The organism is Mojavia sp. (assembly GCF_059505145.1).
In genome coordinates, this window is the sequence record NZ_JCACKA010000079.1 from 68798 (window position 1) to 79818 (window position 11021).

Genomic DNA, 11021 nt, shown 5'->3' on the forward strand with positions numbered 1-11021 from the left:
GTACAGATGTATTCACATTCTTAAAAGAAACCCTTAATAACACAAGTGAAACAGATGCTCGTCGTAAGGGAGCAGCAAATGCTTTATCATTGACTAACTTACTGAGTGCAGCAGAAGTATTAACTAAACAGTATATAAATATAGAGAAAATAGAATTTCGCCAAATACTAGATCAGGCACTGATACGTATGGGCGATATAGCTGTACCTGAAATTGAAAAAGCTGTAATCAATGAATCAATCAATCAGGTAATGGATGCTCTAGTGGATATTGGTACTCCAAGTGCGTTACAAGCTTTAGTTAATTGTCTTTGGAATCAAAACGAGAATGTAGCTTTGCGTGCTGCATTGCTTTTAGCTTCTGTACTACAACAAGAAAAACATGAGAAAATACTTGGTAATTGTCAACTACCTCAAAGGTATTCTCGACAAAAAAACTTTGACTGGATTTGGCAACCTTTTGAAGAACCTGCTTATTCAAAGCTTACTATAATTGCCGGACAAATAGCTTACCTTCTTAGTAAGAATTTAGAACTTTCAATAGCTGATGAAAGTATTAATTACTTATCGGTTCATCAATTAGATTATCGAATAGTTATACCTTTGTGCCTTATTCAAGCAGAAAATCAAATTAAATCGTTATTTTCACAACGAATGCAAGATAAGCCGTTGCCGAAAATTGATGTTCAAAGTTTTAAAATAAATCAAAATAATTATAAACAATGGCTTTTAGAACTTTTGGACGATAATGCTTTTACATTATGGGGGTTTATTTTATTTAATCTCTCTCCTTTTGCTTGTTTTTTCTTATATTACAACAGAGGGTATTTGTTAAATAACTTACAAAAAGAATGGGTTAACAGAGCTTGGAGTTTAAGTTTTCAAAAAATAATTGATGATTATCCTTATATAAAAAAATCGAAAATATCCAAACTAATCCAAGAAAAAAAGATGACTTTTTGGAAACATGAAATATTACTTATAAGCAAAAAAATCAAAAACTTTTATATTTTTAAAAACAATAGAATAAATAACATAATAAACAATATGATAGAAATACTTATAAAAAAAATAATAGAAAATATAGGGAAAACAAATAACTTATCCCTTGATAATAATATCTCATTTAAAAAAATAAGATTTTTTATATTTATTTGGAGCTTTATTCAGATAATAGTTCTACCTTTAAGCTTTGTTTTCTTTGCAGCTTTATCACTATATGTAACATATTTAACTAGTATAATAAATAGTAAATTAACTAACTATTTACTAATGTTTATATTTGCAATTTATTTACTTTCTATATTATTAGGGTTATTTACGACTGTTATTCTAGAATTAGAGTTGCAAATAGGGGGATTAGGCACGTATATACTACTTTTAATGAGTGTAATAGGGGAGAAAGAGGAGGCATGGGGGTGGGACGTATGGGAAGAAAAAGGAATGAGATTAGATGATTTAAAAAAGCTAAAAAAACAACATAAATAGAATAAATGGTTCAATTAAAATTCTCGGTTATTGCAATCCTTAGTATTTAATTCAAAAATCCAAAGCAGAGATAGCGTTTTGCTTCTGCTTTTCAGTTACCCCCAGATATCGCTCCAAAGCTGCCAAAGTCCGGCCTAAATCAATTCTGATATCGAGTCGCTCATCTGCTTTTGCAAACGCTGGCGGTTATCATCATATTTCAGTACCGTCTGCACTTGGGCGTGTCTGCTGAATCGCTGAGTTGGCCAGTAGTTGCCATTAAAAAACGTTTTATCGCATTTTTTCAGGACTAGTATAGAAACTGGTACAGACGGGCGTATATATACAAACTCACTCAAAGCACGTAAAGACTACGGCGCGAGATTGCTGTTGCTCTTGCAGTCTGGTGGATGATCAACTGGCTTGCTCCACTGCTGCACCACACCCGCTATCAATTTTGATATCAAAACCGGAAATTACAGACCTAGCATGACCAATTGACACCTTATCACTTCCGCAAAACGGATTTGGCTGTTCACGGATTGTAAATATTAATGCACGCTGTAAGTGACCTACAATAGACGTTATTGGAAAATTGTATTATCAATAACGACCATGTGAGTAGTTATGCCTAACGAGCCAGTTTGGGGAAGCAGAGGGGCAGGGGGGCAGGGGAGCAGGGGGGAAAGAGATAGCAAATGGAAAAAAATGCAATTACTTTTCATCGAGACTTGAAAGTCTATCAGATGGCTTTTGATGCAGCTATGAAGATATTTGAGGTATCTAAAAAGTTTCCAGTCGAGGAACGTTATTCACTCACAGACCAAATTCGTCGTTGCTCTCGTTCTGTATGTGCGAATTTAGCAGAAGCATGGAGGAAACGTAGATACGTAGCAGCATTTGTGGCTAAATTAAATGATTGTGAAGCGGAAGCTGCTGAAACCCAGACGTGGATTGAATTTGCCGTCAAGTGTAACTATTTGGATATTGATACAGGTAGAGAGATTTACGGTACTTATAATAAGGTTCTAGGTAGTTTAGTAAGCATGATTAATAATCCTACCCCTTGGCTGATAAAGAAAACAGTCGGACATCCAGGCAGAAAAACAGACTCTTAGTGTCTTTCATCTCCCCTGCTCCCCTGCTCCCCTGCCCCCCTGCTTATTCTTATTGAACGCGAGTCAGCACTTATGTCAAATCCAAATTCAGGAGAAATTGTCTTTGCTTCGTTAGAGGCGTGTTTGTCTGCGCCGATCGCTCGGTACTTTGATGCACAGCTTGACCAAGATCCAGATGTGTTGGCCCAACTGCTGGCAGATAAGCGCAACCCCAATACTCGACGTGCTTATGAGAAAGATTTGCGCGATTTCTTTTTGAAGATGACGGGCTTACCGCCAACTGGGGATAGTGTGTTGGAGTTTTTGCACTTGCAGCGAGAGCAAGCGGTGATGGTGGTGTTGAAGTACAAGGCGAAACTTATTGCATCCTCTTTGCGGGAGGCGACAATTAATCGGCGGTTGGCGGCGATTAAGTCGTTGGCGAAGATGGGGCGTTCGCTTGGTGTATGCAACTATTCCCTGGAAGATGTGGAAGGGGAGAAGGTTAAGGCTTATCGAGATACGCGGGGGGTTGATAGCAAAGCGATAGCACTGGTTTTACAGCAATTTGACAGGGAGACTTTGATTGGTAAACGCAACTATGCAATCTTTCTGGTGCTGTGGGGTTTGGCTTTGCGTCGTCAGGAGGTATGTCAATTAAATGTGGGGGACTTTGATTTTTATGGTCGCAAGTTGAGGGTTTTGGGTAAGGGAAAGGGAACGAATGAAGAATATTTAGATATGTCTTCTGCTGTGGCGGCGGCTCTTGCTGATTGGTTAATTGCCAGGGGGAATTTGAATGCAGATTTACCAATTTTTACGGCGTTAGATTTCCATAATTGTGGGCATAGATTGACTACGGATGCTATCTATAAAATTGTGTCGGCAGCTTTTAAGTCCGCAGGGGTGAAGAAACCGATGTCACCGCACAGGGTCAGGCATTCAGCGATTACGGCGGCACTTGATGCAACTGATGGGAATATCAGAAAGGTGCAGAAGTTGAGCCGTCATGCTGACCCCAGAACGCTGATGATTTATGACGATAACAGAAATAAAGATTTGTGGGAGATGTCGGAGTTGTTAACGGGAATGTTGAAGAATGCGGATGAATAAAAATTAAAAATTGTTAACAAGATACTTTAGATGGTGGAAATTTAAATATGAATATCAATTTAATAGAAGCGCGAGTAGAGGAATTAGATGAAAATCTAGAATTAACTACAGATGAGATTTTTGAGATTGTGTGTCGGGAACATCACCTAAATGCTGATTCACTTGAAAAAGAATTAAGTTGTAAATGTCCCTTTGCATTAACTGGCTTTTTAAGTGAGTTAGAACCGACAAAAATTGCTGATTATTCAACAATTGCATAGAGCCACCAATGTTCAACCCTATCCCTAATATCAAGGCTATCTTAATGCCTACAATAGCGATATCACTCAAGATATCGAGTAAGATATCTTTATGCCGGGAAAGAAAAGCCAGACCAAAAAACCGCCGCCAAGCGAGATGATCCGCGTCCCTGTTGCCTTGAAAGAGACAGTACGGGAGTTGTCACGGTTGCACAGGCAGGGGCGCACAACCGAGTTACTGCAAGGAATCCAAGAATTAGTCAGCAAACTTGATAGCAGCAGTGCTATCGATAGCAATACTTCAATACAGCAGTTGGCACAACGGGTAGCTCAACTAGAATCACGCTCCCAGTCAGACTCGACTAATGAGTTAGAAGAAGAACTGGCGGACATGAGCTTACGCCTAGAGCAGCTAGAGACGGCGTATAACCAACTGATTATCTACCTCAATAGCAAGAGTAAACCCAGGCAATCTTCATCACGGTACTATACTGGTCAAGGTGAGGTAAAGATAGATACTTATACACCACAAAACTTAGCAAAGCGTTTGGGGGTTGAGCTGGCGACTCTAGAGCGTATTCGAGTGAATGCAAAAAAGCCGGAGGAGTTTGTTAGTTGGAGTAGGGGACGTGACCCCAGTAGTTTGGGTTGGAGGTATAACCCAGAAAGTGGACTTTACCATCCGGTGCGGTAAGCGAACTTTATTTTGAGTTTTGGATTGGGTATTGAGCAAAAAAAGTTGAAAGAATTGAGAATCGATAGTATTAATTTTTAACTAATTTTTGGTTATCTTCTTAAGTAAGCTAGTTACTACCCTTGAGTTGCGTTCTACAGTTTTTAGAATCAGGTAATGCCAAGAAGCTCACAGCAACGTTATCCCCAAAATTGGTCAGATATCGCTTTATTAGTGAAGCAATCAGTGGACTGGCGATGTTCTAAATGTCAGTTGCAATGTATTCGCCCCGGTGATGATACATCCAAGCTTACTCGTTCTCAAAGAATGGCATTAACATTAACAGTGCATCACTCTAATTTTGTGCCAGAGGATAATCGTCGGTCAAACTTGTGTGCGTTATGCACAGCTTGTCACCTCAGTTTTCATACGCGACGCAGGGGGAATGTATCGCCGGGGCAACTGTCTTTATTTTGAGCGCAGGCGTTGCATACTAGACTTGCGCTACAACTCCCTGATTTGGCAACTCGAAAGAAGCCGCTGTAACGACAGGCGCATTTGGAGCAGACACTGTAATTCCGGTAGGTTGAGACTGAGGCAGCAGTCGGTAGTCTGTACGCCAGCGTTCGCGGTTAAGATCGCAGCGAACATAACCGCGCAGTCTACCATTGAAATATTTCACCCACGGGTTCTGTGGCAATGCTGCTTCTACGTCGAATGTCCAGGGACAACTTGAACTGATCGAAGTACCAACAAACTCAGTCGCTACTGTTTGTGAGTAGGGGTCGTCGAAGTTAGCCTTCAGGTCATTAACCCAGCTAGAATGCCAGTCACCAGTAATGACTACGGGATTTGAGGGGCGGCGTTGCTGGATGAAGCCGAGAATGCGATTGCGAGAGGCAACATAACCGTCCCACTGGTCAAGGTTGAAGGCTTCTGCCGCTCCAGTATCGTAGTCAAACTGAGCCATGATAGTCTGTTGAGCAATGACGTTCCAGCGAGCGCCAGAGCGATCCAGTCCTTCAAACAGCCACCGCTCCTGCTCGGAACCAGTCATTGTGGCAGTTGGGTCAGTAGCAAGAGCGCATCGCGGCTTACGTCCGTCACCACAGGGCTGATCGGTACGGTACTGGCGGGTATCTAGGACATTGAATTCAACGAGATCGCCAAAAGTCAACCGTCGGAACAGCTGCATATCAATGTTTCTAGGTTTTGAGAAGTCCCGCAGTGGCATATGTTCGTAGTATGCCTGAAAAGCAGCAGCACGGCGGGCAAGGAACACCAAGCGTGATTGGACTTCGGGGTCTTGAGGAATTTCGTCGGCCCAGTTATTGTCAACTTCGTGGTCGTCCCAAGTGACTAGCCAAGGAAATGCAGCATGAGTTGCTTGTAGGTTTGGATCAGTCTTGTACAGAGCGTGGCGGTTACGATACTCCTCCAAGGTAAATGGCTCACCATTGCCATCATGCTGGCGCAGCGCAGTTGTACTGGGTGCGCCTTCATAAATATAATCACCCAGATGAACCACTAGGTCTAAATCCTCTTGAGCCATGTTTTTGTAGGCGGCATAATAACCGCTTTGCCAGTTTTGACAGGAAGCGAAGGCAAAGCGGAAGCGATTAACGCGATCGCGGGGGTTAGGAGCAGTGCGAGTTCGTCCAATAGGACTGACTTGATTACCTACTCGGAAGCGATACCAGTACCAACGGGCGGGTTGTAGTCCCTGCACTTCTACATGCACAGAGTGTCCCAATTCTGGAGTAGCCATCTGTGTGCCACTGCGGACAACTTGCCGCATCTTTTCGTCGGTAGCAATCTGCCACTGCACTGGAACATTATATGGTGGCATCCCACCACCATTGAGCGGATCGGGGGCTAAACGCGTCCACAGCACTACATTATCTGGAAGTGGTTCACCGGAAGCGACACCCAGACTAAAGAGATAATTAGAGAATCGGGGTTGGGCGAGAACTTTGTTAGACCATTGATTGGCGATCGCTACACCAGTTAAGGCTCCAGTCCCAATCAAAAATTGTCGCCGTCTATGCCGACTCGATAGCAAGCGCTCGAAGTTGAAGCTCTGCATACACTCCCCTTATTGTCGCAGTTGAACCACAGCGAAGTTTAACAGCGCAACTTTAATGCCTCTTTGCAGTCAGGTTAAGTGTTGATTATTGCAACACAACCCGGCGTTGTTTAACCTGAACTAATAGTGCGACAATTCATGTCATTGTCGCTTCAAGGGGCGACAATCGCCTATAAACCCGGACAGATAAAGGTTTAAGAGGCACAGACTCCTTAAAAAATTTGGGTGCTTATTGAGAATGAAGTGTATAGAAGTAGCAGACTCTTCTGTGGGGGGCGGTTTCGTGGTAGAAAAGAACGGTCTCGTAATTTGACCAAGACCGTCGTCATAATGCTGGCATCATTCTACCAAACCTTTTTAGAAAAATACCTAAATAAAGCACAGTTAATCACCCTGAAGATGTTGGTGTGGTTGTTACAAACTCAGAAACAGGTGAGGATAGAAAGGCTGGCAGCAACCCTACCTTTACCCATACAACAAAACAGTCGTAGACGGCATATCCAAAGGTTTTTAACACTAAATGCCTTGAGTGTAGTGTTGTTGTGGTTCCCTATCATTGAAGCAATAATTAACCAACATTTTAAAGTAGAGTCACAATTGATCATTGCGATGGATAGAACGCAATGGAGAGAAAATAATGTGTTAATGGTGAGTGTGATTTACCAAAAAAGAGCTTGGCCAATATATTGGTGTCTGTTAGAAAAAGATGGTTGCAGTAACCTAGAAGAACAGCAAAAAGTATTACGCCCAGTAATTCGTTTATTAAAAAAGTACAAATTAGTAATTATTGGGGATAGGGAATTTCATAGCGTAGAACTGGGAAGTTGGCTACACAAGCAGAATATAGGTTTTGTACTCCGTCAAAAGAAGGACACCACTTTTCGGGAAAAATGGCAAAAATTTCAGCCTTTAAGTAACATTGAGATTTATCCTGGTGTCCGTCAATTTTACACCAACGTCAAGGTTACTCAAAGACGTGGCTTTGGTCGCTTCAACTTAGCAGTCTACTGGAAAAGAAAGTATAGAGGTAAACAAGAAAAATCCGCTTGGTATTTATTAACTAATTTACCTGACTTAAACACTGCTCTCAATATATATGCTCAACGTTTTGGGATTGAGGCGATGTTCAAAGATTGTAAAACTGGCGGCTACAATTTGGAAAGTTCTCAAGCTAGCCCTGATAGACTTGTACGTTTGATTTTTTTAATTGCTTTGGCTATGACCAGTGCTTGGTTACATGGGCAAAGAACTAAATTTCAAAAACTTGATTCTTATATTTGTCGCCAAGAAGAAAAAAATAGAACTGAGAAACGTCACAGTAATTTCTGGATAGGTTTATATGGTGAGTCAGCGCTGCGGGAGGGTTTCCCTCCGCAGGCGACTGCGAACCCGAAGGGTTTCAATTGGATAGAAGCTTTGCATGGGTGTCAAGCTTGGGTCGAGGAAATGGTCGGTTCGATTCGCAATAAGCAGGCATATTATCAGCGAGGTTTAAGGGCTATGAAGCTTATACAGCAATCACTTTAGCTCGATTGTCGCCCCTTGAACATTGTCGCACTATGTGTGGAAACAGGGGGTAAATAGATTAACTAATTATACTAGAGTAATATTATTGAAAAACTTGTATTGTAATTAAATCTGTTTAAAAACCTACGTTTACTAGAAAATTAAGTTTAACTGGCTGTTATTTTACTCTGGGGATTATTTGAGAATCTAGAAGAGATTATTAGTTATATTTATTAAAATACTTAGTTGCTATGGAGTTTTGTATGGATATGCTTGATGGTCTTTATGTACTGGATGAAAATAAACAACCTATTGCTCCAAAAAGTCTTGAGCAATGGTCTAAGTGGCGTCAAGATGAGAACAATGTACAAGTAGCTTTAAATACTTTTTCTTGGGGAAGGGTATCTACAATTTTTTTAGGAAAGGATTATTCCAATTTCCCTAATCAAGAGCCACAGCTTTTTGAAACTATGGTTTTTGGAGGTGAATACAGTGGTAAATTCTGGAGATATTCAACTTGGGAGCAAGCCGTAGCCGGACAGAAAGAGGTTTGTATTTTAGTTAGTTGATACTCGAAGAGCATTTCAGGATATTATTCGTAGGCTCCTAAAGCAGAGCAAAAAGACAAGTGAAGATTACGTTTAAAAAGAAGAGGAGAGGAAAAAATGACGGTTACTAAAGTCCAGAAGCTAATAATCGCTTCGGAAACCGAAATTTCCTCTCCAGCCGGAGAGCTAATTCACTTAATAGAAGTGCGAGTAGGGGAATTAGATGAAAATCTAGAATTAACCACAGAAGATATTTTTGAGATTGTGTGTAGAGAATATCACCTAAATGCTGAACTTCTAGAAAAAGAACTAAATTGTAAATGTCCATTTGCCTTAACTGGCTTTTTAAGTGAGTTGGAACGGATATAAATTTCTGATTATTTAAGAATTGAATGAATTAATCTCTTACCTATTTAATCAAGTAAAACCAACAATAACCCTTTACCAAAAAGAGATTAAAATGCCTACTCAGTCATGTAATAATAAACAGTTTGACTCCTTTTAATTTCGCCAATTTGATTTCGATTAAGCTTAAAGTAAGGACTGGTGTGTCACACTGTCTAATAATCTGATTAACAGATTTTTAAAAATACATAACATAGAGTAAGCTGTAATTTCCATAACTGGTTTAATGATTGTTTTTTAACTTCCTAACCTGCTGAATGAGCAGCCGCCAAGCTGTCTCGCTGATTGCTGCTAATCTAACTTCAGGTAAGGGAACTTTTGTATCTACATACTGGCTGTTCACTGACATTCCCATTAAACAAGGTGTTCGATTTTTAATTCCCCAAATTTGGCGGCAATCTAAATCTTCAACATCTGCTAAACCAAACCCAGTCAGCAAAATTTTTCTTCCATCAATTTCCATGACTCCAGGGTAAGGAATAGTTTCACCTACTCCAGCTATTATTTCACTGTTAAAAGCAGGGTAAGCAACTTCCATAATTTCCAGAACTTCTAACGCTGCCAGTTCACACCATTTTTTCGCACTCTTAACAGTATCAAATCTAACTGTTGGTGATAACTCTTGATATTTAAATTCTGGCTCACAATGAGGATCACTCAACTGTATTTCCGCTTTTATACCCTCTAGACCATGCTCTAAAATTCCCTTCACGCTTCGTCCTGACTTAACAGACTTATAAAAATAGCAAAGTAATAACTGCTGATAAATGCGTTCGCTCTGTGGTTTATCTGCTTCTAAGTCTCGCCATTTAATCTCTTGAATATTATTTCTCTCAGCACTGACCCAGCTATGGATTCCATCTCCGGCTGGGGAAGAAATACAGTAAGCAGAAGCGATTGTTAAGTCAGTTACTTTAGTAACTGTCATTTTTAACTCCCCTTCGTTGGTGATTAAGTGTCTTTGTTTTGAACGGCTCCCCCGAAGAGAGCGTTAGATAGATTTATCTATAAAAAGCGTCCTCAACAGACGCTGGTTCTCACTAGCATGAAGCGTGATAACTTTCTAATAATAAATGACTGTTTATCGGATGATTTATTATTGGTGCTTCTGCCGTGAGGGTCGGCACTGCCGTAGCAATGCCGTAGGCTACGACTTATACAGGGTATGGATTGCCGTGATTGAGCCTCCTGCCGTAGATACTCACTAAAGCCTGTAAAACATCCCTTCTTATCACTACGGCAGTACGGCAACACGCTCACCAATCGGGTAGGAAGTAGCTATCATTGCCGTCATGATTTATCTTTTGAACCTTAACTAATTCAGCTAACCCATCAATTAATTCTTGCTCTGAATAGCCAGATAATCTGTCAGCCTTCTTCAAATCGCGTAATGTTTTTGGCGTTTTATTCTTGACATTCTGGAAGTATTCATAAATCTTTTTAGCCACATCGGATAATGGTTTTGGGTGGTGATGAGTAGTACTGCTAACATTAAATTCAAGCTCATATACTCTATCAAGATATTCATGAGCATCTGCAATCTTATTGGCTTGATTAGATAGATTCGGCATTAATGCCACGACAAAACCGCCAACGGAAGCAATCATCACTGGGCGGAAGTTTTGATAGGAGACTGCTTTAACTTCCAGATATTTAGATTTAATTTGCTCTCGTGATTGTTTACCTGGGATAATGTCACCTCTATTTAAAATCAATTCCAAGACTCCATAAGATTCTTGCTCTCTAGAGTTCTTCATGTACTTGTTACCTAACAGCAGCAAGTTGAGGCACATCCGGGTTTGAGCATCCATTTTTTCAATGCCCAAAGCTGCCAGATTAAAAGACTGTAGAGAAGCAATAAACTTAGTATTAAACTCTCGACCAATCA

Annotated in this window: 11 protein-coding genes and 1 pseudogene; 9 read left to right on the plus strand and 3 right to left on the minus strand. The window is 40.5% G+C overall.

Features of this window, described 5'->3' with window-relative positions:
* The first annotated feature begins 89 nt into the window (after positions 1-89).
* The 6 genes from AC5JL8_RS23345 to AC5JL8_RS23370 all read left to right on the plus strand — a co-directional run bounded on the left by AC5JL8_RS23345 (position 90) and on the right by AC5JL8_RS23370 (position 5065).
* The gene (locus AC5JL8_RS23345) at positions 90-1487 is read left to right on the plus strand and encodes a hypothetical protein (protein ID WP_495882056.1); all 1398 of its coding nucleotides are present in this window, start codon (positions 90-92) and stop codon (positions 1485-1487) included.
* A gap of 677 nt (positions 1488-2164) precedes the next feature.
* On the plus strand, positions 2165-2584 hold the full coding sequence (locus tag AC5JL8_RS23350; RefSeq protein ID WP_495882057.1) for a four helix bundle protein: 420 nt from the start codon (positions 2165-2167) through the stop codon (positions 2582-2584).
* A 72-nt stretch (positions 2585-2656) separates the two neighbouring features.
* Positions 2657-3676, plus strand: a complete 1020-nt coding sequence (locus AC5JL8_RS23355) for a tyrosine-type recombinase/integrase (protein WP_495882058.1) — start codon at positions 2657-2659, stop codon at positions 3674-3676.
* 47 nt (positions 3677-3723) lie between these two features.
* Positions 3724-3936 (plus strand): hypothetical protein, encoded by a 213-nt coding sequence (locus AC5JL8_RS23360; protein ID WP_495882059.1) that lies wholly within the window; start codon positions 3724-3726, stop codon positions 3934-3936.
* Positions 3937-4027: 91 nt separating this feature from the next.
* Positions 4028-4609, plus strand: a complete 582-nt coding sequence (locus AC5JL8_RS23365; protein ID WP_495882060.1) for an Hpt domain-containing protein — start codon at positions 4028-4030, stop codon at positions 4607-4609.
* Between the two features lie 156 nt (positions 4610-4765).
* Positions 4766-5065: an HNH endonuclease gene (locus AC5JL8_RS23370; RefSeq protein WP_495882061.1), complete on the plus strand. Its 300-nt coding sequence runs from the start codon at positions 4766-4768 to the stop codon at positions 5063-5065.
* Between the two features lie 16 nt (positions 5066-5081).
* On the opposite strand, the gene AC5JL8_RS23375 is transcribed toward AC5JL8_RS23370, so the two are convergent.
* Entirely contained in the window at positions 5082-6674 is a 1593-nt protein-coding gene (locus AC5JL8_RS23375) for an alkaline phosphatase D family protein (protein WP_495882062.1), read from the minus strand.
* A gap of 330 nt (positions 6675-7004) precedes the next feature.
* Between AC5JL8_RS23375 and AC5JL8_RS23380 the strand changes: the two genes are divergently transcribed.
* From AC5JL8_RS23380 to AC5JL8_RS23390, 3 genes are all read left to right on the plus strand, one after another.
* Positions 7005-8201, plus strand: coding sequence for an IS4 family transposase (locus AC5JL8_RS23380; RefSeq protein ID WP_495882063.1), 1197 nt, complete (start codon positions 7005-7007; stop codon positions 8199-8201).
* Positions 8202-8443: 242 nt separating this feature from the next.
* The gene (locus AC5JL8_RS23385; RefSeq protein ID WP_495882064.1) at positions 8444-8749 is read left to right on the plus strand and encodes a hypothetical protein; all 306 of its coding nucleotides are present in this window, start codon (positions 8444-8446) and stop codon (positions 8747-8749) included.
* Between the two features lie 96 nt (positions 8750-8845).
* Positions 8846-9097 carry a hypothetical protein gene (locus AC5JL8_RS23390; protein ID WP_495882065.1) on the plus strand — a complete coding sequence of 84 codons (252 nt, stop codon included), beginning with the start codon at positions 8846-8848 and terminating at the stop codon, positions 9095-9097.
* 259 nt (positions 9098-9356) lie between these two features.
* Here AC5JL8_RS23390 and AC5JL8_RS23395 read toward each other — a convergent pair whose 3' ends face one another.
* A complete protein-coding gene (locus AC5JL8_RS23395; protein WP_495882066.1) occupies positions 9357-10061 on the minus strand; it encodes a hypothetical protein in 705 nt (234 codons plus the stop codon).
* A gap of 328 nt (positions 10062-10389) precedes the next feature.
* Positions 10390-11021: pseudogene (locus AC5JL8_RS23400) on the minus strand (type IV secretory system conjugative DNA transfer family protein); the annotation flags it as partial.